This is a genomic window from uncultured Prevotella sp., from assembly GCF_946407605.1.
Lineage (GTDB): Bacteria > Bacteroidota > Bacteroidia > Bacteroidales > Bacteroidaceae > Prevotella.
On sequence record NZ_CAMJOS010000002.1, the window covers coordinates 122,899 to 146,750 of the forward strand.

Sequence of the window (23,852 nt, forward strand, 5' to 3'; positions counted from 1 at the left end):
AAATACATGAAGGCAGCAAAGTAGTGGGATGATCAAGCTCAAGGTCGTCCTGAGCCCATGTCCTCAAGCGAAACAGACACAAACAGATGATGGTTTATATTTTCAACGAAAGTTGATTCATTTTCGTTGCAAAGATACAAAATTTATTAATTAAATAAGGTGTTTAGATAATAAATAATTAAAAAAGGTGCTACTTTTCGCATTTTTTAGTAACTTTGCGCCCTATAAATAAAAAAACGTCCTAAATATCAATTAGAATGGCTTATACACGTATGACCGCTGCTGAGGCTGCAGCATTGATTAAGAATGGTGAGCACATCGCCATGAGTGGCTTCACACCTGCTGGTGTGGCCAAGGCAACAACGAAAGAGTTAGCAAAGATTGCTGTGGCTGAGCATGAGGCTGGCCGCGAGTTCAAGGTGGCTATCTTTACAGGAGCATCTACTGGACAGAGCACCGATGGTGACCTGGCAAACGCTCAGGCTATCCTCTATCGTGCCCCTTACACCACCAACCCTGACTTCCGCAAGCATGTGAACATGGGTGAGATTCCCTACAACGACCTGCACCTGAGCCACATGGCACAGGAGTTGCGCTATGGTTTCTATGGTCCGTTGGACTGGGCCATCCTCGAGGTGTGTGATATTGAGGAGGTGGGCAACGACTATCACGTTTATCTGACAGCCGCTGGTGGCATCTCGCCTACGGCTGCCCATCTGGCCAAGCACGTCATCCTTGAGCTGAACAGCTTCCACAACCCCAATGCCAAGTATATCCACGACGTTTACGAGCCGCTGGACCCCCCATACCGCAAGGCTATCCCCATTGAGCATGTAGGCGACCGCATTGGTTTGCCATACGTCAGCATCCCCAAGGACAAGGTAGTGGGCGTTGTTGAGTGCAACATCCCTGACGAGGCCCGTGCCTTCAAAGACAGCGATCCTGTGACTGACAAAATCGGATTCCTGACAGCCGAGTTCCTCGTTGAGGAGATGCACAAAGGCCGCATCCCCAAGGAGTTCCTGCCCCTGCAGAGTGGTGTGGGTTCTACCGCCAACGCTATCCTGGGTGCCCTAGGTCAGGACAAGCATGTGCCCGACTTCAATATCTACACAGAGGTGCTGCAGGATGCTGTGGTAGGCATGATGCTCAACGGACGTGTAAAGGATGCTTCAGCCTGCTCGCTCACCGTTTCCAATGAGTGCCTGATGCAGGTTTACGACAATATGGACTACTTCAAGCAGCACCTGACGCTGCGTCAGAGCGAGATCAGCAACTCGCCTGAGATTATCCGTCGCTTAGGTGTTATCGCCATCAACACCGCCATCGAGGCCGACCTCTATGGCAACGTCAACTCTACCCACATCAGCGGTACGAAGATGATGAACGGTATCGGCGGTTCTGGCGACTTCATCCGCAATGCTTATCTGAGCATCTTCACCTGTCCTTCTGTGGCCAAGGGTGGTGTCATCTCTTCAATTGTTCCCTTCGTCAGCCATCAGGACAGCTCTGAGCACGATGTGAATATCATCGTCACAGAGCAGGGTATCGCCGACCTGCGCGGAAAGGGCCCCATCCAGCGTGCCGAGGCTATCATCGAGAACTGCGCACATCCAGACTACAAGCAGTTGCTTTGGGACTATCTGAAGATATCCAAGATGGGCCAGACACGCCACAACCTGCCTGCCGCCTTCGCCATGCACGACACGCTGGCACGAAAGGGCGACATGCATCTCACAGACTTTTCAGAATATGTGAAATAAGGACATGGGCTACTGCAAAACGGTAGCCCATTTCTATTACAATGGACGACAGACGATATCTTCAGAGCCTCATCAATGAAGGCGAGCACCAGCAGCAGGACTTCAAGTACAGGGTGTCCGATGCCCAGAAGCTGGCCAAGTCAGTATCGGCATTTGCCAATACTGACGGAGGACGCCTGCTGATTGGCGTTCGTGATGATGGTCACATGTCTGGCGTTCGCGACGAGGAGGAGATCTATATGATGCACCAGGCCGCCTATCGCTATTGCCATCCTGAGGCCAGCATCAAGTTCGACACCTTCCATGTCAGTCCTTCCGATACGCATGATGGCAGCCGGGGCCTCCGCACCATTGTCGTTGCCACCGTTTCTCCCTCAGAGAAGCGCCCCATCTGCGCCGTTAGCGACGATGGCAAACAGCGGGCCTATATCCGCATTGCCGACGAGAACATCGTGGCCTCACCCGTTCATCTGGCTATCTGGCGAGAGTCGCAAAACCCGCAAGGCTCTATGATGACCTATACCGATGCCGTACGAAAGCTCATCGATGCCCTGCACGACCAGCGTCTTACCCTTAACCAGCTGGTACGTCGCTCTACCCTCCCCCGCCAGAAAGTTATCACCCTTCTGGCCCGCCTCATCCGCTTCCATGTTGCACAATGGGAATATGCTGACCAGCAGTTCCTGTTCTGTTTAATATAAAGGTGCCATTATCGTCACAGTAAAACAACTTGTTTTACTATTAAAGGAATAATCCCTTTCATTGTAAAGTGCCATACTTTTCAAGGTAAAACAACTTGTTTTACTGTGGCGATGATGGCAAGTCACTCAGTTGGAGCTATCCCTGTCGTGTGATTCGTAGTTAGTACGACCATCGGCCTCGCCTTGCAAAGCTTCCTGAAAGGAGTCCCAGTCCTGGAAGCCCACTAAGAGGGAAAGGCGGTCGAGGGTTTTACGGTTAGGTTTGTGCAGCAGTTCCTTTTCTACGGCAGAAAGCAGCTTTTTCAGCGCTTCACGTTTTTTTTCCATATCTTAAAGCATTTCTCTATATAAGTCGGCAAATCGCTGGGCAGCACCCGTATTCTCGAAACGTTTGACGTATTCCTGGCTCAACTCGATGCGACGCTGGCGCCCTTTCACTCCGAAAAGCACCTGACTGATGGCATGGGCCATCGCCTCGTCGTCGTCAGGATCGACATACAAGCTGTCTGGACCGCCTGCTTCTTCGAGACACGACCCTGTGCAGGCCACCACAGGCAGTCCCAAGCGGATGGCTTCGATGATGGGAATGCCGAAGCCCTCGTAGCGTGAGGGATAGACAAAGGCATCGGCCATGCGATAGAGGGCAGGCAGGTCTTCGTCAGGCACGCCATGCAATATCTGCACTCTGTCGTGCAGACGGTTCTCATTAACATATTGCAGAATCTCGTCGGCATAAGACGTGTGTCGTCCAACTATCACCAATGAGACATCCTCAGGCAGACGGTTCAAGGCTTTGACAGCCAGCAACACATTCTTTCGCTGCTCTATGCTGCCCACGTTGAGGATATAGCGATCGGCTAGTCCGTACTTGTCGCGAACCTGCCATAACTGTCGGTTTTCTGGAGAATCGGAGAAGCGGCGTGCACAGCTCTGATAGATGATATCTACACGTTCGGGCTCAATGCCTCCCAGTTCGCAGATGTCACGTTTGGTGCATTCGCTGATGGCAACGATTCGATCGGCCTCTTGAAGGGTCTGTCGGAACTTGCGGGTGTAGATCTTCACATCTACACTATGGTAGTATTCCGGATGGCGCATGAAGATAAGGTCGTGGATGGTGACAACAGACTTGATGCCACTCTTGCGGATGCCAACAGGCAACTCGCCAGAAAGACCGTGATAGACCTGAATGCCATCGTGCTGCATCTGACTGATAATGCCTTTTGAACGCCAGAACGCCTTGCCCAGCGCCGTTTGGTAGAGGCCATTGGGATAGCAGAAGTGCAGGTTCTCGCGTTCGGCCACCTGATTTCGCAAGCTGTCGCGCCCTTTGTCTGGTGCATACAGCATCAGGTCCAGCCCGTCAATGCCAGCCAAGTCGTTAGCCAGCGTACGTCCGTAGCTGCCCAACCCTGTGCCGTTTCTCACAATGCGCTTGGCATCCAGCCCTATTTTGATGCTATCTTCCATAATTCGGATGCAAAGATACAAATAATTCATTATTCATTACCTATAATTCATCATTTTTTTTCTCTCTCTAGCATCGCCGAAAATTCTTACTGACGGAAAAGGAAAGAAAAACGGCTTTTTCTTTTGCATTTCGCTCGTTTATTAGTATCTTTGCCAGCAAAAATTCAGTATGACGGGCATGAAGATACTTTTAAGTTTCGACACAGAAGAGTTTGACGTACCCAAAGAGCATGGGGTGGACTTCACGCTGGAGCAAGGCATGGAGGTATCTCGTGAAGGTACTCGCCGCATCCTTGACGTGCTGAAGCAGAACGGAGTTAAGGCCACGTTTTTCTGCACAGGCAACTTTGCGCGACTGGCTCCAGAGGTGATGCAGCGCATTATGGATGAGGGTCACGAGGTGGCCTGTCATGGTGTGGACCACTGGCAACCCAAGGAGACCGACTTCGTGGAGTCGAAACAGATTGTAGAGCAGGTGACGGGTCTGAAAGTCAATGGCTATCGCCAGCCCAGGATGTTTCCTGTGGTGGAATCAGAGATCAAGCGTGCCGGCTATCTCTATAACTCGTCGCTCAACCCTGCCTTCATACCAGGTCGCTATATGCATCTGACGGCACCTCGCACACCCTTTATGAAGGATGGTGTGCTGCAGATTCCCGCCTCTGTGACGCCCCTGCTGCGCTTTCCCCTGTTCTGGCTGTCGCTGCACAACCTGCCCGAGGGTCTTTACCACTGGCTGGTACGTCGCACCTTGAAGCACGACGGACATTTTGTGACCTACTTCCATCCCTGGGAGTTCTACGACCTGAAGGAGCATCCAGAGTTTAAGATGCCGTTTATCATCAAGAACCATAGTGGATGCCAGATGGTACAACGTCTGGATAACCTCATCAAGATGCTGAAGAAACAAGGAAGCACGTTTATCACCTATACGGATTTTGTTAATTGCCAATGAAAAAGGTAACCATTTTACTCCCTGCCTATAATGAAGAGGCTTCTTTTCAGCTTATCAGGCAGAACATGAATCAAGTGTTGACAGACAATCCCAACTATGAATGGGAGTTCTTGCTTGTCAATGATGGAAGCACAGATAATACGCTTCAACAAATGATTCGTTTACATGAGGAAGATCATCACTACAGCTATATTGACCTTTCCAGAAACTATGGCAAGGAAATAGCCATGATGGCAGGCTTTGACTATGCCGACAGTGATGCCCTTATCATTATGGATGCCGATATGCAACACCCCATCAACGTCATCCCAGACATGCTGAAATACTGGGAAGAGGGTTATGACGACGTCTATGCACAGCGACAGGGCAGCAAGGAGTCATGGATAAAACGTAAGACTTCACATTGGTACTACAAAATACTTCAGTCAACGACAAAGGTCCCTATCCAGAAGGATACTGGCGACTTCCGACTCCTGGACAAGTCGTGCATCGAGGCCCTCAGGCAGATGCGTGAGTCAGAACGAAATACAAAAGGAATGTATTCGTGGATAGGTTTCCGAAAGAAAGGCATTTTCTACCAGCAACAAGAACGACAGGAAGGTGTATCGAAATGGAACACTTTCTCGCTTATCAATCTGGCGATAAATGGCATCACCTCGTTTACCACAGCACCTTTGCGAATAGCATCCTTCATGGGTGTCGTCGTATCAGTAGTTGCGTTCTTCTACCTTATTTATATAATCATAGTTACCAATTTCTTTGGAGAACCCGTTCAGGGCTATCCTACCATTATGGTTACCATGCTTTTCCTGGGTGGAGTTCAGCTGCTCAGCCTTGGTATTATCGGCGAATATCTTGGCAGAGTCTTTAACGAGGTAAAAGGACGCCCAGGATATTTCGTGAACTCTTATAACGGGAAACGGGAATCGGTTACCTTACGTAGTTCTTCGTCAGCATCTCATAACTGAGCTTCAGCCATACCAGCGTCACAGGCAGGGCCTTCAGCGCATAGGGCTGTACCCACTCCTTGCGCAGATAGGCTGGGAAGAGGTCGCTGGGCGACAGACTGCTCAGCACAAAGACGAAGACCAATAGGGCAATATCCCAGTTATTGCGCTTCCACGGGGCTGCGGTATACCAGATAACAACGCCTACAAACGGGATGATATAGCCACTCGACTCGCTACCAGTAGAGAACAGTACCACAAACATCAGCACAGAGGCCAACAGCGTCTGGCGGAATGCCACATTCCTAAACTGCAAGTAGCGCACATATGGCAAGGCAAACAACACCAGTCCTGGTATGATAAGCCACAGATCGCTAAACGAGAGTCCTGTGGTGCGATGCACCATACCTAAAAGAGATATGTTCTGGGCTATTGACGTCAGGTTCTCGTCGTTCTTGCCTGCCAAGCCAGTTAGCCATTCCTGATACTGCCCTATGATATAGTCCGGACCATGAAACACCATTGGTGCCACAAACATGATGACAGCCCAGAGCAACAAGGAGCCTACGAACTTACCTTTATGCTTGGAGAAGAAGAAAAACGCCAGTCCCACAATACCATAGAGCTTGACAAAGGTGCCCAGCATGATGAAGAACGCTGCCCAGAAGTCCTTTTCCTTCTCTATACAATAATAGGCCAGCAGGATGATGGCTGCAATGGCGATATTGAACTGCTGCATATAAAGAGCGGTGAGCAGCTCGTGGGCACAGAACCAGAATACAAATATCTGCTGGCGCAACGTAAACTGTGACCAGTGGACGGCGGCATAGAGGAACAACGTCAATGCTACCAGCCAAAGCAGCAGACCCAGGAAATGTGGCATCACCGCAAAAGGCGCAATAACTAACGAGAACAGTGGACCATAGTGGTTCACGTCGAAATACTCCTCCGGATAGGCGGCATAGAGCGAGGTGCCATCCCATGCATGCCAGAAAGTGCCCTTGAATATCAGGAAGTTGTTACAGCGCTCAGGCTTCATCTTAGCAATGGCGCCAATGACTGCCAACAGCACCCACAGACCCATCAACACCCTGTAGTCGTGCAACAACGGATGCTTCAGAAACGAACTGATTTTTCCCTTTATGTCCATCTTGGTTATGATTAATCGGCGCAAAGGTACAAAAAAAATGAGAAATGAGAAGTGAGAAATGAGAAAATTTTGTACCTTTGTGCCGATGAATGAAGAAAATAAGATATCGGTAGTTATCAACACGTGGAATGCGGAGCAGCATCTGCGCAAGGTTTTGGAGTCGGTAAAAGGCTTCGACGAGGTGCTGGTGTGCGACATGGAGAGTACGGACTCTACGTTGGAGATAGCCCGCGAATATGGTTGCAGGATTGTGACTTTCACCAAGGAGGGCCACACCATCGTGGAGCCGGCCCGTGAGTTTGCCATCCATGAAGCCATTCATAAATGGGTGTTGGTGATAGATGCCGACGAGGTGGTAACACCTCAGCTGAAGGACTATCTTTATTCACAGATTTCACAGTCGCAAGGTCCCACAGGCATTGCCATCCCTCGCAAGAACTATTTCATGGGACAGTTCCTGCATTCGGCCTATCCAGACTATGTGCTGCGTTTCTTCCAAAAGGAGAAGACTCATTGGCCTGCCGTAATCCATTGCTCGCCAGAGGTTGATGGCAACGTTGTACGTATTCCTGCCAAGCATAAAGAGCTGGCCTTGGAGCACTTGGCTAATGACTCCGTCAGCGACATCCTCCGCAAGTCTAACACCTATTCAGACTATGAACTGCCTCGCCGTCGCCATAAGAACTATGGGCTGTGGGCACTCTTTAGCCGTCCCACCTTCCGCTTTGTGAAGTCATATATCATCAAGAAAGGTTTCCTCGATGGAAAGCCTGGTTTGATTCATGCCCTGCTGGACGGCTATTATCAGTTTATCATCGTGTCGAAACTCATGGAAGAGCGCAAGAAATAAACGTTAACAGGAGTATAATACTGAAAACATGAACACTGAAGCAAATACATTTGTTGTAACGGATCAAATGAAGGAAGTGCGGTCCATACAATTAGTTTTATTAAAGAAACTCTTAGAGGTTTGTAAACGAAACAACCTGAGAATATGGGCTGATTCTGGCACCCTCATAGGAACAGTGCGCGAACATGGTTATATTCCTTGGGATGATGACATAGACATGGGTATGCTGCGTCCAGACTATGACAAACTTGTCGAGATTAGTCAACAGGAGTTTACTGGTCGCTTCTTCTTCCAAACAGCCTATAGTGATAAGGAATACCCTCGTGGACATGCACAGTTGCGAATGAGAAACACGACTGCCATACTGCCAAACGATGTTGACAAGCCATTCCACATGGGTATCTTTATTGACATCTTCGTTTACGATGTTGTCCCTTCTGACGCCAAAGAACTTGAGACGCTTCGCCAGCAAGTCATCACACAGAAAGAAAAGTTGTTCAGCTACTGTGATAAGATGCGATTCTGGAAGGTCTTCTCAAGTCCTGTTTTATACTTCAGACATAAAAGAATAAGAAAGGAAATCAGTCAGATAGGTTTTACAAAGGCCTACGCAAACTATGAGAATCTATTTAGAGCACACCCTCTCAAAGAGGACTCATATATTGGGGAAATCTCTTTCGACTTTGACAACTATGCCAACCAACAAATCAATGTTAAAGATTTCTCTGATACTCTCTATATGCCTTTCGAAGACATACAAATGCCTGTTCCCATAGGATATGATGCCATTCTCACATCTATGTATGGTGACTATATGCGTCCAGTCCAGGAACCAACTTGCCATGGTAGTTATTTACTCTTAGACACCACGAAAGACTATAGCCTTCACATCGAGTCTTTGCGTAAATCATATAGCCATGAGAAGTTCATAAAACGATGGAAGCATATCTTTGACAAGATCCTATACTATCTGTCTTTCGGTCATACAGAGGTGCCTAAAAGGTAGCTATTGCATAACACCTTTTCGACGATAGGTGCCATATCATAATACTTGTATTCTGCCAGTCGGCCTCCAAAGATAACATTCTTTTCCTGCGCTGCCAGTTGGGCATACTCGGCACTTAGACGATTGTTTCGATTATCGTTAATGGGATAGTAGGGTTCCATACCTGCTTGCCACTCTGTTGAATACTCTCTGGAAATCACCGTTTTGGGGCATTTCTCAATGTCTGCACCAAACATCTCGAAGTGCTTATGCTCGATAATACGGGTATAGGGAACATCGCTGCCTGTATAGTTGACTACAGCATTGCCTTGATAGTTGGGCGTATTGAGCACCTCCTCCTCGAATCTCACCGTACGATACTGTAAGCGTCCCAAGCGATAATCATAGTATTCATCTATCATACCAGTAAACACCATCTTATCGGCTAATGGCTCCAAGGCTGGCCTGTCAGCAAAGAAGTCGGTATTTACTCTTGTTTCTATACCATCCAGCAATCCGTCAATCAATCGGTTGTAACCACCAATTGGGATGCCTTGGTATCGATCATTGAAGTAATTATTGTCGAAAACGAAACGAACAGGCAAGCGCTTGATGATAAATGCCGGTAGTTCTGTACAAGATCGTCCCCATTGCTTCTCTGTATAGCCCTTAATCAGTTTCTCGTAAATGTCTTGTCCCACAAGTAGCAAAGCCTGTTCTTCTAAGTTTGCAGGCTCAACAGCTCCCTTTGCCTGCATCTTCAGCAACGCCTCCTGACGCTGCTCGGCTATGATCTGCTGAGCCTCATCAGGTGTTTTTACGCCCCACATGGCATGAAACGTATTCATATTAAAGGGCAGGTTGTAGTATTTCCCCTGATAATTGGCCAGAGGCGAATTGGTGTAACGATTGAACTCTACAAAAGAGTTTACAAAATCCCATACCTCTTTATTTGACGTGTGGAAGATGTGAGCGCCATATTTATGCACGTTAATACCTTCACGGTTTTCGCAATAGACATTACCTCCTAGATGAGGACGTTTGTCAATAACAAGACATTTCAGTCCTTTTCTTTTGGCCAAACATGCAAATGTGGCACCAAAGAGGCCTGCGCCAACGATAAGCAAATCATATTGTTTTGTTGTCATATGATATCGTTAATCAGTTGTTTAAATTGTTTTTCTGTATGACAAAACATAAACTGCTGTCTGTGTTCCTGCAAATTGACTAAAAGCTGAGTCTGCAAGGTTTTATCTGTAAGAGCATTATGCATGGCTTCTGCCATTGCTTGAACATCTCCTACAGGGGTTAACAAACCCGCCTTTCCTCTATTCAGGATTTCTTTGGGTCCAGTAGGACAGTCAGTTGCAACAATCATCCTGTCAAGCATCAAGCCTTCTATCAAGATGGTGGGCAAGCCTTCGAATTTCGCGCTATGTACAAGCAACTGGCAATTAGCTATCCAGGGATAAGGATTGCTGCTAAATCCAAGAAACAGCACATGTTCTGCTATGCCCAGTTCCACAGCCAGCTGTTGGAGATAAGCCTCTGAATGACCTTTACCTAAAAGGTAGAGAGGCTCTGTGTGATGCCATTGTTTGCGCAATAAACTATAAGCATGCAAGAGGGTTGTCAAATCCTTTTGACTCTCTTCCAAACGTTCAACGGCTAAGAGATAAGGTTGACGAATACGTGTGTCTTCCAAAGATTCAGAAGCACGGGCAAGTATAGTCTCACGGTCTTTCGCATTGTAAATAACACTAAGCTTATTCTTCAACTCAGGGAAGAGACTCTCACACTCTTGTTGCATAGTCTCTGAAATACATACAATACGATTGTAATACTGTAATCGGCGTCCTATGCGAAGAGTACGACGTCGGTTCTGCTGCAAAGACTGATTGAAACTGAAGTGAAACCATGCAACCTTTGGCACGTGAACATGTCGGAGAAAAGAATAAAAGCAGCTATCGAAATCTATAATGACATCATGGTTAGCCGCCAACTTTTTCAGTTCTCTTTTTACGAGAAAGCGGCGCAAAGGCGCAAGTGCAATCTCATCATAGAGCTTCACAGGCAAAGGCAATTTTTGCTCTTTTATCTTGCGCTTTCGCCAACGAGTCAAACAATCTGCCTTAACCATATGAACAACTGCAACGTTTTGGGGAATACGGTCTGCAAAAACCTCCAAATCCCCCATGTCTGTGGCAATAGCCAATGTAAGACTGTATGAAGAGTCTTGTGACAAATGGCGCAAATAATCAATGAGCACCATATCAATGCCGCCGTCAAGGAATCTACTCAGCAAAAAGAGTATCCTCATCTTTTTCCCCTTCTCTTCTTTATTTTTCACAGGACAAAGATATAAAAAATATATCAAACAACCATACGTTTTCCTTTTTTTTAGTATCTTTGCAAACAAAAACAAGGAATAATATGAAAATAATTGCAATTGTTGTTACATATAACCGGCTTTCTCTTCTGAAAGAAAGTATCAGTGCATTATTAAATCAGACTCATCCCTTATACAAGATTATCATTGTTGATAATCATTCCACTGATGGTACATCTGACTATTTGGCTAATCTTGCCAAAGAGAATAGTATTTTCCAGATTGTTACCATGGAACAGAATGTGGGTGGTTCTGGAGGCTTCTCTGAAGGAGTAAAACAGGCGGCCTATGCACATGCTGATTGGATGTGGTTAATGGATGATGATACCATTCCCCAAGAAGATGCGTTGGAGCAGCTGTTGCCTTATACCAGCGTAGATGAGGTGGGCTTTGTATGTAGCAAGGTTGTATGGATTGACGGGACTCCTCATCTGATGAATTGTCCTACCGTGTTGAAAGACCAAAGCATGAAGACATCAATTCTAAGCTCTACTGGTCAACCTCTTGAAAAAACAGACCTCGTTAGTATGGCTTCTTTTGTGTCTTTACTCGTCAGGGGTAGTATTCCTTGGAAATTAGGTCTTCCATATAAAGAGTTTTTTATTTGGTGTGATGACGCAGAATACACAACACGTATTTCGAATAATGGTTACTATGGTGTTTTGGTTAAAGACAGTATCGTTTTACATAAAACACGAGTGAACTATGTCTCATCATTGAAAACCATGCCTCCCGCTGAGGCTTGGAAGTTATATTATGGTGTGCGAAATGAGTCGTTCATGAGACGTAAACGTAAAGGGTGGTTTCGCTTCCTATTCGCCCAGTTGAACTGCTTCCGCACTCATGCTCACCGCATCAAATCACGTCACCTTCCAAAAGAAGATGAGAAAGCTCTTCTGAAGCAAAACAACCGAGGGCTATGGGATGGCTTTACATTTAATCCGCAGATTGAGTATTTGACAACAGAATGAAATAATCTGATAAAAATCAAAAATTACGCTATCCATGACCCTTGTTTCCCAAAAAATTCGTATCTTTGCGCCATGAACAAACGCGCCAAGCTACTTTACGGACTTGTCTACCTGCTGTCGTTATTACCGCTGTGGGTGCACTACCTATGCTCTGACGTGATGTATCTACTGGTCTATAAGGTTCTGGGCTACAGGGTAAAGGTGGTTCGACAGAACCTAAGCCGCTCGTTTCCTGAACAGACGGAGAAAGAACGACGACAGACAGAACGGCTGTTCTATAAGTGGTTATGTGACTATGCCGTAGAGACCATCAAACTGACATCCATCAGTCGCAAGCAGATTCGTAAGCGTTTGAAGTTTGTGAATGCAGAGGTCATCAACGAGATTGTCAAGGACGGACAGTCGTGTGCCGTTTATCTGGGACATTACTGCAACTGGGAGTGGGTCACCTCATTGCCCCTTTGGGCACCAGAAGAGGCACAATGCGGACAGATTTATCACGCTATGGAAAACGGCATCGTAGACCAGGTGTTGCTGCATGTGCGTCAACGATTGGGAGCCATATCGATACCTATGGCAGAGACCCTGCGCCAGCTCTTGAAGTTCAAGAGCGAAAACAAGCCTGTGGTCATCGGATACATTGCCGACCAGGTGCCTTTCTGGAACAACATCCACCATTGGTGTCAGTTCCTGAATCAGGACACACCCGTACTGACAGGTACTGAACGGTTGGCACGCAAGCTGAACCATGCTGTTCTCTATATGGATCTAAGCCGGCCCAAACGAGGCTACTATGAGGTGGAGCTGAAGCTCATCACTCGTACACCACAGCAGATGGAAGAATACGCCATCACCGATGCCTACTTCCAAATGCTTGAGCAGACCATCAACCGCGAACCGCAGTATTGGCTGTGGTCGCATAAACGTTGGAAGCGTACTCGCGAGGAGTTCAACCTGCGACTGGATCCTGAGACAGGTAAGGTGGACATCATCTCTTCGGTAGAAGAACTTAAGGAGAAGAGAAGACGACAACAATCAACAACTGAGCAATCATGATATTCGTAACAGACAAGGGAAGACTTTGTAATAATATCCTGCAGTATGGTCATCTCTACGCTTGGGGGCGTGAGCATGGCAGGAAGACGATGTCGATGCGGTTCGCATATAAATACAAGGACTTCCATATCTGTCATACCCGCCATCATAACTTCCTGGTTTATGTCGTAGCCAAATATGCTGCGAAACTGGGACTTATCCCTATTGTCGACTTTAATGATTTCAAAAGCGACTACAAGAAGCATTTGCATATCTTGCAGACCCGACGTTGGGTGTTGGCTACTGGCTGGTGTATACGTTTCTACGATCTGTTTGATAAATACAAGGACGAGATTCTACAGTTGTTTGCTTTCGATGAAAAGATTATCAAGAAGACAGAACAACAGTTCAGCCACGATGCTGACGATGTGATTCGCTTAGGCGTTCATATCCGCAGGGGCGACTATGCCACTTGGTGCGGAGGACATTATTTCTATGACGACAACCAATATGCCAGCATCATCCAACAGTTCTGTGCACTCTTTCCAGACAAGCAGATAGAAATCTTCATCTGTGGCAATGATCCCAAACTAGACAAGAACCTCTATCAGCAGCAGTTTGGAGCAAGCCACGTACACTTCCCCAATGGCAGTCCTACAGAGGACTTGTGTCTGCTGTCACGTTGTCATTATCTAATAGGAGCACCCAGCACTTTCACCCTGATAGCCTCGATGTATCAGAACAATCATCTTTATTGGATTGTTGATGCCAAAGCACCATTGCAGCTGTCATCGTTCAGCGATTTCGACCATCTGTCACGTGTGTTCGACAGTCTTTACATCTCCTGATTAGCCATCACCTCATCATAATCAAACTGATCGTTGATGATGCGCTTAGGGCATTTGTAATCTGGCGACAGGATATCTCGCCTATTATTATAATAAGGTGTAAGCAGATTGGCCAGACGGAACAGCAGATGGCAGGTGTTATCCAGCATAAAAGGCTTATCTGCTGATTGCTTCAGCAGTTCGGCCATCTCAGGATGTAATGTCAGGTATTTGTCTGAACACCATACCACCATGGGAACCATATACTGATAACGTAACACTTGTTGAGGTTCATTGCCCATACTCCAGTCATCACGTCCATAGTTATCACGATAGTCATAAACCTCCTCACCATGATCTGAGAGATAAACCATCACGGTGTTCTGGTCCTGATACATGCTGACCAACTGCCGAATAACGTCATCATTATAGCGGGTCGCATTGTCATAATGAGCTATCTCTGCCTTCATCTCATCCGTTAGCCAAGCCTCTTGTCTAAAGCGAATGCTGTCTGCCGTAAAGTAGTCATAGCCCTCGGGATAGCGATAACGGAAAGACACGTGTTGACCTATAAGATGAAAGATTATCAACTGACGGCTCGTAGGTTCAGAGGGCAGATGGCGGCGATGATAATCCACCAGCTCTCCATCATATTCGAAGGTGCTGTCGCAGACTTCCTGATAGCAGGCCTCCAACATTCGTGGATGATAAAGGAAGGTGCTCAGCGAAAAGGCAAACACATGGCGTCCCAAGTCAAAGGTCTTCTGGTTATCGTACATGCTAACCCTGAAACCGTTTTTCTTAAATACTGCGGATAAAGGCGGGAACGCCGACCAGTCCTCACCATCGCCAAGACTGTTTGTGCAAAGCAGGTTACGCAGTACACGAGTGGTTTGGTTATAGGGGCTCACCACATCATTAAAGACAAAAAGACGACCTGCCTGTTGCTCTGTCGACATGAATGGCGTGGTTGGCAATGGATAGCCATAAAGCGCTGCATGTTCACGGATAAATGACTCTCCTATTACAAAGATGATGTTCAGCGAATCATCGGCCTCTGTCTGAGGCTCTACGTCAATATGTTCTGCCTGCCAGGCCACACGGTCTATCTCTTTTTCCGAGAGGCGCACATCCCACAAGGCAACCAACACTTTTGTGACCAGATCGTCGGGATTGCGCATATGACTACGCCACTCATCCACCTGGTTCATCTCGTCGCAGCTCAGCAGGTTGACGTAATAATAGCTAAAAGCCAAACCAGACACCAATAACACTGCCACAATAACTTTCAACACCTTGACTCGAAGCCAGCCCTTCACCCATTGATTAATACGAGGCCGCCACACCTCAAGCATCACATTCGCTATGACAAAACAGATGCCACAGAGCACCACCTGCCATAGCTGAGGCTTGTCAAGTAATGATTCAAAAAACTCGGTAGTCTCGCGACCCGTGGTCTCTGCCAACAGTACCAGCACATTGGGCGATATGGACATGCCGAATATCCACTCTAATACAATCTCGGTCAGGAAGAGCCAGTAGATGACAATATACGCTAAGCCCTTGATGATACGGCTTTTGGTAACAGTCACCAATGCTGCTACCAAATAAGCATGTAGAAAGATAAGAAACCAACGGGGAATGGGGTTCTTAGTCACCGACGACCAGCCAATCATCACGACATAAGCCAGCATCAAAGGCCATTGAGTCGTAACGGGCTTCAGCCAGTTTATCTGTTTGAGACGATTCATTTATCTGCCTCCTTTCCCTCTGGTACTAACCTGTTTTCAAGCATTCGCATCATATATTGCTGGATGATGGCCTTCACCTCTTGTTCCATCTGTTGCTGTTGCTCAGACCTCTGTTCCACCAAATTATGAGCCATCAGATAATCGGTAAGCTTATAGAATCCGATACTCTTCTCACCGTCAAACTGCAACACATAACCATTCTTCGCATATTGATAGATGCCGTCCAGATAGTTGACAGCCCAGGTTTGGTCAGCAGGTGTTGACAGCAGGTCACAACCAAAAGCCATATAGGGTTTGTCATAACCCAGATAGTTCAACATGGTAGGATAAATATCGGTATGCTGGGCAATGCCGTCACGCATTCCTGGGGTGATGTCACCACTGGGACTATAGATAATCAACGAACTGCTGAACATATTCATGCCCCGCTTATACTCCTCATGATTACTCTTGTTTACGTGATCACCAATAAGAATAAACACCGTATTCTTGAACCAAGGCTCCTGACTGGCAGCACGGAAGAACTCACGCAACGCATGGTCTGTATATCGGATACATTTATGGATAGGCAGTTCTCCCTCAGGGAAAACATCCTTATATTGTTCTGGAATCTGGAAGGGATGATGACTCGACAACGTAAAGATAGTTGTCATGAACGGCTCCTGCATATCCGTCATCTTCATGCGGAAATACTGCAGGAAGGGTTCATCCCAGATGCCCCACCAGTTGTCCGAGTCAGCTTCGCCGTGAGTGCGAGGGTCTGCATCATAGTCTTCCTCACTCCAACACGCCTGAAAACCTGTAGACTTGGTGAAACCCTGGAATCCTAGGCTTGATGCGGGGGCACCATGAAAGAAGGCGGTCTGATAGCCCATCGTGGTCAGACAGCCTGCCAAGCCCTCTAGGTGATTGGTGGCACACGAGGCAGCGACAAACGACTCTTTGAACATCGGTAGTCCTGACAATGCAGCAGGCATCGCATCTATACTGGCCCTGCCGTTGGCATAAGAATAGCGGAAGGTCAGCGATTGTGAAGCCAAAGAGTCCAGGAAGGGTGCATAGCCTTCATAGCCAGGCAACACCTCTTTATTAAAGTAGCCCACATATTCTCGCGAGAAGCTCTCCAAGATAATCACCACCACATTCTTCTTTGTAGTGATAGAGTCTGCAACAAACGGAGCGTGTATCGGTGAGAAGACCTTTTCCAGTTCTTCCTCATTGGCATAATAGTCAGGCATCTCATAGACATTCTTTCCCACAGTACGAATCATGGAGAATGGCGTATTGAGAATCAGCGAGGCATCGTTGGGCTGCACGATAAACTGGGTTGCCGTACTCAATCTGATAGGTCGATTGTCCCAGAAACCGCCTCTCATACCTGCCCAGGAAAGGAATCCTATCAACAGGAGCGATACGCTATGGACGATGTAATACTTGGCAACCGACTTGATAGGCTTGGGCGTCACATAGCATATCCACAATAGCGCCATCAGCACCACAAACAAAAGCACCAGATACCAGTGATTGAGGAATTCCAGTCCAATGATGCTGCCAACCTTGTCATCGGCTCCAAACACGTTGAACACCGACATCGTAGTGCGACGGGATGTGTACTGGAAATAGACGCAGTCCATCAGATTCAGCGAAAGCCCTAAGCCATTAACAACAAGGAAGACACCCTTGCAGATACGGTGATAGACCGCAGTCTCTTTCTTCATCAAAGGGAAGAGCATCAACAGCAGATACAAGATATTGGTATAGGCGATGGCAGAGGAGTCGAAATACAAGCCAGCCCAGAACATCTGCCACGCCCTGTCCCATTGCATCAGATGGGTATATTGTCTGATATTCTCAAGGAAGAATACCAGACGGGTGATGGAATAAGCCACATAGACCAGCAGGATATTACAGACCACAGCCAGAGGTGCTGCAGCCTGGAAATGCGGTATGCTGAGTTTTCTTTTCTTCATATCTGCCCTGTCTAAGGTTGTAACCTGTCTTGTGTCATGCGTTCCATATACTGCTGAATGATGGCCTTCACCTCACGCTCCATCTCTTTCGTTTGAGGATTATCATTCAGGAGGTTATGCTGCATCAGCGAGTCCTGCAGAGCATAGATGGCTGTTGTGCGTTCTCCGTCGAACTGCAACACGTGGCCATGTTTCACATACTGGTAAATGCCGTTCAGATAGTTTACGGCCCAGGTATCCTCTGCTGCGGTGTTGAAGAGGTCGATACCAAAACCGAAATAGGGCTGGTCATAATGCAGCATACCCATCACCGTTGGCAGTATATCTATCTGTTGTGCTATCTTGTCCTGCATCTCAGGCTGACGCAAGGTGTCACCCGGCTCATAAATGATAATAGGTGAACAGAAACCACCCAGGTCGGTCTGGTAATAGTCGTGGTCACTCATATTGGTATGGTCGCTGGTCAACACAAAGATAGTGTTCTTGAACCAGGGCTGGCGACTGGCAGCCTGGAAGAACTTACCTAACGCCATATCCGTATAGCGGATGCACTTGTGCATGATGATGCCTTCCTCTGGATAGACGTCTTTGTATTCCTCTGGTATCTCATAGGGATGATGACTCGATGCCGTAAAGACAGCCGTCATAAAAGGCTCTTTCATCTCCGACATCTTGGTACAGTAATACTGCAGGAAAGGCTCGTCCCAAATGGCCCACATGCCGTCAAAGTCCTTGTCGCCATCGAAACGCGGGTCTTCATTAAAGTCCTCTCGTCCATAGTATTCCTGGAAGCCTGTGCTGCGGGCGAAGGCCATAAAGCCCATAGAACCACGCTGGGCTCCATGGAAGAAGGCCGTCTGATAACCTTTAGTATCTAATAAGGAGGCAATGCCCGAGACATGATTCATAGAGGATGGCGTCAGGAAGAAAGGCTCCACAAACATCGGGATACTACTCAGGATGCTGGGCATTCCGTCAATGCTCTTCCTGCCATTACAGAAAGAATACTTAAAGGTGGTACTCTTCGCAATCAGCGAGTCTATATGGGGGGTATAGCCTTTATACTGCCCGTTCTCCAGCGTCTTGTTGAGGGCTCCGATATACTCTCTACCAAAGCTCTCCACAATAAGTACCACCACATTCTTCGGGGTAAACGCCACGCTGTCGTTGGGCACATGAATAGGTGAATAGACCTGCGCCATCTCTTCCTCGCTCTCGTAATAGTCGGGCACCACGAAGACATTTTTGCCAATGGTTCGATAGAAAGAGAAGGGCGTATTCAGCACCAAGGCTGCGTCTGTAGGACGGTTCACATACTGATTGGCGTTGCTGATGGTGATGGGACGCACGGCGGTGGTAAAACCACCACGGATTCCTGCTACCACAAAGGGTGCCACAGCTGCCAACGATGCAAACGTTATCAGGTCATAACGCCACCAAGAGAGTTTTTTGACTTCTAATTTGGGTGTGGTATAGAGTTTCCAAAGCCCATAGACCACGATGACTGCCAGCACCACGAAATACCAGTGATGCAGGGTTTCGGTGAGGAAGATTCCACTCAGGTTTCCTTCGTTCTGGAACTCGTTGAACACCGTTGTCGTGGTGCGCCGTAGGGTATAGGGGAAATAGGCGGCATCACAGAGATTCAGAACCAACGCCAGCGTGTTGATGATAACAAACCACCACTTGCACACCAGATGCCACACCTTGCATTCCTTCCAATGCAAAGGGAACAGCATCATCGCAATATAGGGGATGTTGGTCACCAGAATGGCAGAAGTGTCGAACACCAGTCCTCCTTGCCATATCTCCCACGACAAGCTTTCTGAGAAATAGCTCCAGTTATCCAACAGATAGGCTACGCGGGCTATGAAATAGACCACATAGACCAGCAACAGATTCAGCAGCAATGCGAATAGCGGGGCAGTATATGTATGTAACAGTCTCTTCATTTCATATTCTTTAGTTCACGGGTGGCCATCTGCAGAATGGCCTTTCCTTTCTTGATCAATGCCTGGGCATCGGTGCTCTGGTCAGTCACTATCATGTTGGCATTCAGGTCGAGCACAGCAAAACCTGTACTGTCCACCATGCTAATACCATTATTATAGGTATGAGTGGCAAAGGGATAGGTGTAGTTCTTGCTCAGCACATCACGACTGAAATGATAGTCCTGATGGTCTATGCCCAACTGTCCCAGCAAGGTGGCAGGCAGGTCGGTCTGATTACAAATCTGAGTGATGCGTCTGGGCTCTTTGACAGCACCTCCCAACCAAAGCATGGGCACATGGTCATGCATAGGATGCTCCTCGCCTACCTCACCATAGCTGTAACCGTGGTCGGGCAGCAGGATAATCAGCAGGTTATCCCATGCTGGCGACTTCTTCATCTCGCTGATAAAGTTGCCAATACACTCGTCCAGATAATTGAAGGCATTCAGAATCTCATCGTCAAGACGGTGTGTGGGCACATCCCAAGGCTCATGACTCGACAGCGTGGAATAGCCTATCAGGAAAGGCTTTTCCTGCTGTGACTTCTGTTCCACCATCTGCGACAGCGTCTTGAAGGTGATGTCGTCACGAACGCCCCATTCTGCCGTTTCTTGTTCCTCAAGGGTATAGTCCGTCTTCCAATACAGGTCCTCAAAACCAATGTTCACCAGATAGCCGCGCATATTGGTGAAGTTAATGTCGCCACCATAAAGATACGACGTGGTGTAGCCCTCGCGCAGCATACTGCCTGCGATACCTGGCAGAAGACGGGTCTTGGCAGGCATCTTCATCACCGACGAACGAGGGAACGACGGATAACCGCTCCAGGTGCAGAGCGTGCCACGGTCAGTACGATAGGAGTTGGCGTAGAAACGGGAGAAATAAACGCCCTCTGACTCCAGTCTGTTCAGGTTGGGCATCACCTCTTTCTTTCCGCCGATATCCTGGGTGAAGACGCCTCCACAGCTCTCCATCAGGATGACAACCACATTAGGACGCTGCGTGGTGAGCAGGGTGTCAGGATTCTCACTCGTGGTGGGATAGAGTCCCTGCATCATAGCCTCACACTCGTCATCATCCATAAACTGATAGTCAGGCACGTAGCTGGCGGTTTTCTCAAAAGACGACAGGAACGAAAAGACGGGGTTGACTGCCGAGTGGTTCAGGAACTGGTTCTGCGAGTAATAGACCTGACCGATATTTGTGGTCGACTCGTCCAGACCGCCACGAATAGCTATCACCATGACTGGTATCAACAGCACAAACAAGAACGACTCCCACCAGTGGCCTTTCTTCAGGCGATATACTGGCACCACATAGATATAAGCCAGGGAGATGATGACTGCCACCACAATCAGAGCCAGCAGCAACAACAGGATGTAACCTGTCGACACGCTGGCCATCGCCTCTGATGGCGTCTCCAGATATTGCAGACACAAGGCGTCGAGCTTGAAGTGCCAATAGGGATAGAGACAGGTGTCATAGACAAAAGCCAACGAAAAGGCAATAGCCACAAAGATGTAATAGGGCTTCATGAGCCAACGAGGCATGGGTAGCCAGATGCTGGCCCACGCCACGAAGAACGGGATAATCAGGAAATAAAGGGCGGTCGAGACATCCAGACTCAGTCCGTGGCCTATCACCTCCAGCATATCTGCCATCGTCCATGTGGCTGCATCATGGTTATAGACCATGAAACCGCATTTGCCCACGATGAAGATTATCACCGTGAGCAAAAAGAACTTCAGCAGAAAAAATACTCTCTCTTTCAATTCTCAATCCTCAATTCTCAATTGCCTTCTACCGCTTCTCCCATGAGTGTAGCGCTGGTGCTGCCAGTAATCCTGACGCGCACCGTCTCGCCGATATGATGGTTGCCCTTATCGAAGACCACCATCTTATTCTGCTCCGTGCGACCACATAACTGCTGACGACTACGCTTCGAAAAGCCTTCTACCAGCACATCGAACTCCCTACCCTCATCCTGTTTGTTACGCTGGGCCGACATCTCTGTCTGCAGGGCGATGAGCTCGTTCAGGCGACGAATCTTCTCCTCCTCAGCCACATTATCGGGCAGATGTTTCGAGGCATAGGTGCCTGGGCGCTCCGAGTATTTGAACATAAAGGCAGAGTCGTAGCCCACCTCGCGCATCAGACTCAGGCTCAACTGATGGTCTTCCTCCGTCTCATCGTGATAACCCACAAAGATATCGGTAGAAAGGCCGCAGTCGGGTATGATGCGGCGGATGGCTGCGACACGATCTAGATACCATTCGCGGGTATATTTACGGTTCATCAGTTTCAAAATGCGGTCCGAGCCACTCTGCACAGGCAGGTGGATATGTTTACAGACATTGGGGACCTCGGCAATAACCTGCAAGGTCTCGTCACTCATGTCCTTGGGATGCGAGGTGGTGAAGCGCACACGCATCCCAGGAGCCTCTGCTGCCACCAGGCGCAACAGCTCTGGGAATGTCGTCTCATTGCACTTATAGCTGTTCACATTCTGTCCCAACAGCGTCACCTCCTTGAAGCCGCGGTCACGCAGGTCACGAACCTCACGAAGGATGCTCTCCACATCCCTGGAGCGTTCACGGCCTCGGGTATAGGGCACAATGCAGTAATGACAGAAGTTATTACAGCCTCGCATGATGCTTACAAAACCACTCAACTTGGCACCATGCAAACGCTGGGGCACCACGTTCTTATAGGTCTCGGTGGTGGACAGCTCAATATTCATCGCTTTATGGCCCGTCTCTGCCTGAGCCACCAGGTCGGGCAAGGTCAGGTAGGCATCGGGGCCAGCCACCAGGTCGGCACCGTGATTCTCCAGCAGATCCTGCTGCACGCGCTCGGCCATACAGCCCAGCACGCCAACAATCAGCGGGCGCTTACGTTTGATAGCGCCCAGCGCCTCCAGGCGGTGGTAAATCTTCTGTTCGGCATTATCGCGTACCGAACAGGTATTCAAAAACACGGCATCAGCCTCATCCAGACTTTCACAAGTCTCGTAGCCAGCCATCTGCATCACCGAGGCCACCACCTCGGAGTCGGCTACATTCATCTGGCAGCCGTAAGTCTCAATAAATAGTTTCTTCACTTATCGCTTATTGTTTATCACTTACCATTCATCGTCCTCATTGCCCACGATGCCGTTCTTAATAGCCTCCTCAACCTTGTCGATGATGGCATTGGAATAGGCGTGGGTCATCACAAGCGCCTTCGAGCAAGTACGCTTCTTGTTGTCCTTTTCCACAAAGGGATAGTGCTTGATAATCTCCCACTGCTCGTCGTACAGACGGCGGTCGGTATTGTCACCCTTCAGTCGTTTTCCGTCGCCATAGTAGTTCTGACGCTCCGTACGGTTCTCGCTATTATCGAGGATTCCGCCAATCCATCCAGCACTCTCAGCCTTCAGGATATCATAGTTCTGAACGGTATAGGTCACACGCACCTTACCCTCTTTGATATCAATCTTGATGACGGGGGTGATGCTCACCACATAACGGTTCAACGTACCTGTATGATCGGCAATACCATCGATGGATGAAGAGATGATGATACATCCGGCATCCTTATCGTTCAACGTGATGGCCTGCTTGTCCTTGAAGGTGGCAGTCACCCAGTAGTTAACTGCAATATAAAGCTGTTCCTTGGTCTTGCCAGGGGCCTCGATAATCTGCTGATACGAAAGCGACTCGTTCTTATCGAACTTCAGTTCCTTGGCCAGGTTGGCAGCGGCATCGAGCCATTTGTCACCATACTTTTCCTTGGCATATTTCTCCAAATCGGCGGCTTTCATCACTTGTGCCTGAGCATTCATAGCACCGCAAAGAAGGATGGCGGTGAGCATCCAGTTCACTATTTTTTTCATATTGATAAGTATTTATTGGTGCAAAGTTATAAATTTCCTCTCAAATAACGCCAAATATTCGATGGAATTTGCTTTTTTTTCGTTAATTTGCAACCAAAGAAAACCTCATACGGGGATTATCTTTTAGGTTTATCCGGATAATCTCTTTTCCTCATGCGGATAGGACTTTTCAGTGAAAGGGATTATCCCTATAGGGGTAAAGGGATTATTCCTTTCAACATAA

20 protein-coding genes are annotated in these 23,852 nt (G+C 47.9%); 9 read left to right on the forward strand and 11 right to left on the reverse strand.

The window, feature by feature from the left end:
- Window positions 1-257 precede the first annotated feature (257 nt).
- Together Q0R57_RS01485 and Q0R57_RS01490 are read left to right on the forward strand one after the other, a co-directional pair.
- The gene (locus Q0R57_RS01485) at window positions 258-1,763 is read left to right on the forward strand and encodes a succinate CoA transferase (RefSeq protein ID WP_294743245.1); all 1,506 of its coding nucleotides are present in this window, start codon (window positions 258-260) and stop codon (window positions 1,761-1,763) included.
- A 41-nt stretch (window positions 1,764-1,804) separates the two neighbouring features.
- Window positions 1,805-2,464 (forward strand): ATP-binding protein, encoded by a 660-nt coding sequence (locus Q0R57_RS01490; protein ID WP_294743248.1) that lies wholly within the window; start codon window positions 1,805-1,807, stop codon window positions 2,462-2,464.
- A gap of 126 nt (window positions 2,465-2,590) precedes the next feature.
- On the opposite strand, the gene Q0R57_RS01495 is transcribed toward Q0R57_RS01490, so the two are convergent.
- Together Q0R57_RS01495 and Q0R57_RS01500 are read right to left on the reverse strand one after the other, a co-directional pair.
- Complete coding sequence (locus tag Q0R57_RS01495; RefSeq protein ID WP_294743252.1) at window positions 2,591-2,791, reverse strand: hypothetical protein; 201 nt, start codon at window positions 2,789-2,791, stop codon at window positions 2,591-2,593.
- 3 nt (window positions 2,792-2,794) lie between these two features.
- The gene (locus tag Q0R57_RS01500; RefSeq protein ID WP_294743254.1) at window positions 2,795-3,934 is read right to left on the reverse strand and encodes a glycosyltransferase family 1 protein; all 1,140 of its coding nucleotides are present in this window, start codon (window positions 3,932-3,934) and stop codon (window positions 2,795-2,797) included.
- 178 nt (window positions 3,935-4,112) lie between these two features.
- On the opposite strand from Q0R57_RS01500, the gene Q0R57_RS01505 reads away from it, so the two are divergent.
- Window positions 4,113-4,889, forward strand: a complete 777-nt coding sequence (locus Q0R57_RS01505; protein WP_294743256.1) for a polysaccharide deacetylase family protein — start codon at window positions 4,113-4,115, stop codon at window positions 4,887-4,889.
- Window positions 4,886-5,857, forward strand: a complete 972-nt coding sequence (locus Q0R57_RS01510) for a glycosyltransferase family 2 protein (protein WP_294743257.1) — start codon at window positions 4,886-4,888, stop codon at window positions 5,855-5,857. The genes Q0R57_RS01505 and Q0R57_RS01510 overlap by 4 nt, the downstream gene beginning before the upstream one ends.
- Here Q0R57_RS01510 and Q0R57_RS01515 read toward each other — a convergent pair.
- Window positions 5,820-6,986 (reverse strand): glycosyltransferase family 87 protein, encoded by a 1,167-nt coding sequence (locus Q0R57_RS01515; RefSeq protein WP_294743260.1) that lies wholly within the window; start codon window positions 6,984-6,986, stop codon window positions 5,820-5,822. The genes Q0R57_RS01510 and Q0R57_RS01515 overlap by 38 nt on opposite strands.
- Before the next feature lie 85 nt (window positions 6,987-7,071).
- Here Q0R57_RS01515 and Q0R57_RS01520 point away from each other — a divergent pair, with 85 nt between their 5' ends.
- Together Q0R57_RS01520 and Q0R57_RS01525 are read left to right on the forward strand one after the other, a co-directional pair.
- Window positions 7,072-7,836, forward strand: a complete 765-nt coding sequence (locus Q0R57_RS01520) for a glycosyltransferase family 2 protein (RefSeq protein WP_294743398.1) — start codon at window positions 7,072-7,074, stop codon at window positions 7,834-7,836.
- A 67-nt stretch (window positions 7,837-7,903) separates the two neighbouring features.
- Complete coding sequence (locus tag Q0R57_RS01525) at window positions 7,904-8,842, forward strand: LicD family protein (RefSeq protein ID WP_294743262.1); 939 nt, start codon at window positions 7,904-7,906, stop codon at window positions 8,840-8,842.
- Here the strand turns inward: Q0R57_RS01525 and glf are convergent.
- A complete protein-coding gene (glf, locus tag Q0R57_RS01530; protein WP_294743264.1) occupies window positions 8,818-9,969 on the reverse strand; it encodes a UDP-galactopyranose mutase in 1,152 nt (383 codons plus the stop codon). The genes Q0R57_RS01525 and glf overlap by 25 nt on opposite strands.
- A complete protein-coding gene (locus tag Q0R57_RS01535; protein ID WP_294743266.1) occupies window positions 9,966-11,171 on the reverse strand; it encodes a glycosyltransferase in 1,206 nt (401 codons plus the stop codon). Before Q0R57_RS01535 ends, glf begins: the two co-directional genes overlap by 4 nt.
- Before the next feature lie 83 nt (window positions 11,172-11,254).
- Here Q0R57_RS01535 and Q0R57_RS01540 point away from each other — a divergent pair, with 83 nt between their 5' ends.
- The 3 genes from Q0R57_RS01540 (at window position 11,255) to Q0R57_RS01550 (ending at window position 14,064) form a co-directional block, all read left to right on the forward strand.
- Window positions 11,255-12,181 carry a glycosyltransferase family 2 protein gene (locus Q0R57_RS01540; protein WP_294743267.1) on the forward strand — a complete coding sequence of 309 codons (927 nt, stop codon included), beginning with the start codon at window positions 11,255-11,257 and terminating at the stop codon, window positions 12,179-12,181.
- Window positions 12,182-12,253: 72 nt separating this feature from the next.
- The gene (locus Q0R57_RS01545) at window positions 12,254-13,237 is read left to right on the forward strand and encodes a lysophospholipid acyltransferase family protein (protein WP_294743269.1); all 984 of its coding nucleotides are present in this window, start codon (window positions 12,254-12,256) and stop codon (window positions 13,235-13,237) included.
- Window positions 13,234-14,064 carry an alpha-1,2-fucosyltransferase gene (locus tag Q0R57_RS01550; RefSeq protein ID WP_294743270.1) on the forward strand — a complete coding sequence of 277 codons (831 nt, stop codon included), beginning with the start codon at window positions 13,234-13,236 and terminating at the stop codon, window positions 14,062-14,064. Before Q0R57_RS01545 ends, Q0R57_RS01550 begins: the two co-directional genes overlap by 4 nt.
- On the opposite strand, the gene Q0R57_RS01555 is transcribed toward Q0R57_RS01550, so the two are convergent.
- Genes Q0R57_RS01555 through Q0R57_RS01580 form a run of 6 tightly spaced genes read right to left on the reverse strand, consistent with a single transcriptional unit; the run spans window position 14,052 to window position 23,629 of the window.
- Entirely contained in the window at window positions 14,052-15,794 is a 1,743-nt protein-coding gene (locus Q0R57_RS01555; RefSeq protein WP_294743272.1) for a phosphoethanolamine transferase, read from the reverse strand. The genes Q0R57_RS01550 and Q0R57_RS01555 overlap by 13 nt on opposite strands.
- A complete protein-coding gene (locus Q0R57_RS01560; protein WP_294743274.1) occupies window positions 15,791-17,764 on the reverse strand; it encodes an LTA synthase family protein in 1,974 nt (657 codons plus the stop codon). Before Q0R57_RS01560 ends, Q0R57_RS01555 begins: the two co-directional genes overlap by 4 nt.
- Before the next feature lie 11 nt (window positions 17,765-17,775).
- Window positions 17,776-19,716 (reverse strand): LTA synthase family protein, encoded by a 1,941-nt coding sequence (locus Q0R57_RS01565; RefSeq protein WP_294743275.1) that lies wholly within the window; start codon window positions 19,714-19,716, stop codon window positions 17,776-17,778.
- Window positions 19,713-21,527 (reverse strand): alkaline phosphatase family protein, encoded by a 1,815-nt coding sequence (locus tag Q0R57_RS01570; protein WP_294743277.1) that lies wholly within the window; start codon window positions 21,525-21,527, stop codon window positions 19,713-19,715. Before Q0R57_RS01570 ends, Q0R57_RS01565 begins: the two co-directional genes overlap by 4 nt.
- Before the next feature lie 17 nt (window positions 21,528-21,544).
- On the reverse strand, window positions 21,545-22,855 hold the full coding sequence (miaB, locus tag Q0R57_RS01575) for a tRNA (N6-isopentenyl adenosine(37)-C2)-methylthiotransferase MiaB (protein ID WP_294743278.1): 1,311 nt from the start codon (window positions 22,853-22,855) through the stop codon (window positions 21,545-21,547).
- Window positions 22,856-22,876: 21 nt separating this feature from the next.
- The gene (locus Q0R57_RS01580; protein WP_294743280.1) at window positions 22,877-23,629 is read right to left on the reverse strand and encodes a DUF4468 domain-containing protein; all 753 of its coding nucleotides are present in this window, start codon (window positions 23,627-23,629) and stop codon (window positions 22,877-22,879) included.
- Window positions 23,630-23,852 lie beyond the last annotated feature (223 nt).

Bases quoted from the DNA above. Each gene is read 5' to 3' on its own strand.
- Q0R57_RS01485 (WP_294743245.1), top strand. From the start codon at position 258: ATGGCTTATACACGTATGACCGCTGCTGAGGCTGCAGCATTGATTAAG.
- Q0R57_RS01490 (WP_294743248.1), top strand. From the start codon at position 1,805: ATGGACGACAGACGATATCTTCAGAGCCTCATCAATGAAGGCGAGCAC.
- Q0R57_RS01495 (WP_294743252.1), bottom strand. From the start codon at position 2,791: ATGGAAAAAAAACGTGAAGCGCTGAAAAAGCTGCTTTCTGCCGTAGAA.
- Q0R57_RS01500 (WP_294743254.1), bottom strand. From the start codon at position 3,934: ATGGAAGATAGCATCAAAATAGGGCTGGATGCCAAGCGCATTGTGAGA.
- Q0R57_RS01505 (WP_294743256.1), top strand. From the start codon at position 4,113: ATGAAGATACTTTTAAGTTTCGACACAGAAGAGTTTGACGTACCCAAA.
- Q0R57_RS01510 (WP_294743257.1), top strand. From the start codon at position 4,886: ATGAAAAAGGTAACCATTTTACTCCCTGCCTATAATGAAGAGGCTTCT.
- Q0R57_RS01515 (WP_294743260.1), bottom strand. From the start codon at position 6,986: ATGGACATAAAGGGAAAAATCAGTTCGTTTCTGAAGCATCCGTTGTTG.
- Q0R57_RS01520 (WP_294743398.1), top strand. From the start codon at position 7,072: ATGAATGAAGAAAATAAGATATCGGTAGTTATCAACACGTGGAATGCG.
- Q0R57_RS01525 (WP_294743262.1), top strand. From the start codon at position 7,904: ATGAAGGAAGTGCGGTCCATACAATTAGTTTTATTAAAGAAACTCTTA.
- glf (WP_294743264.1), bottom strand. From the start codon at position 9,969: ATGACAACAAAACAATATGATTTGCTTATCGTTGGCGCAGGCCTCTTT.
- Q0R57_RS01540 (WP_294743267.1), top strand. From the start codon at position 11,255: ATGAAAATAATTGCAATTGTTGTTACATATAACCGGCTTTCTCTTCTG.
- Q0R57_RS01545 (WP_294743269.1), top strand. From the start codon at position 12,254: ATGAACAAACGCGCCAAGCTACTTTACGGACTTGTCTACCTGCTGTCG.
- Q0R57_RS01550 (WP_294743270.1), top strand. From the start codon at position 13,234: ATGATATTCGTAACAGACAAGGGAAGACTTTGTAATAATATCCTGCAG.
- Q0R57_RS01555 (WP_294743272.1), bottom strand. From the start codon at position 15,794: ATGAATCGTCTCAAACAGATAAACTGGCTGAAGCCCGTTACGACTCAA.
- Q0R57_RS01560 (WP_294743274.1), bottom strand. From the start codon at position 17,764: ATGAAGAAAAGAAAACTCAGCATACCGCATTTCCAGGCTGCAGCACCT.
- Q0R57_RS01565 (WP_294743275.1), bottom strand. From the start codon at position 19,716: ATGAAGAGACTGTTACATACATATACTGCCCCGCTATTCGCATTGCTG.
- Q0R57_RS01580 (WP_294743280.1), bottom strand. From the start codon at position 23,629: ATGAAAAAAATAGTGAACTGGATGCTCACCGCCATCCTTCTTTGCGGT.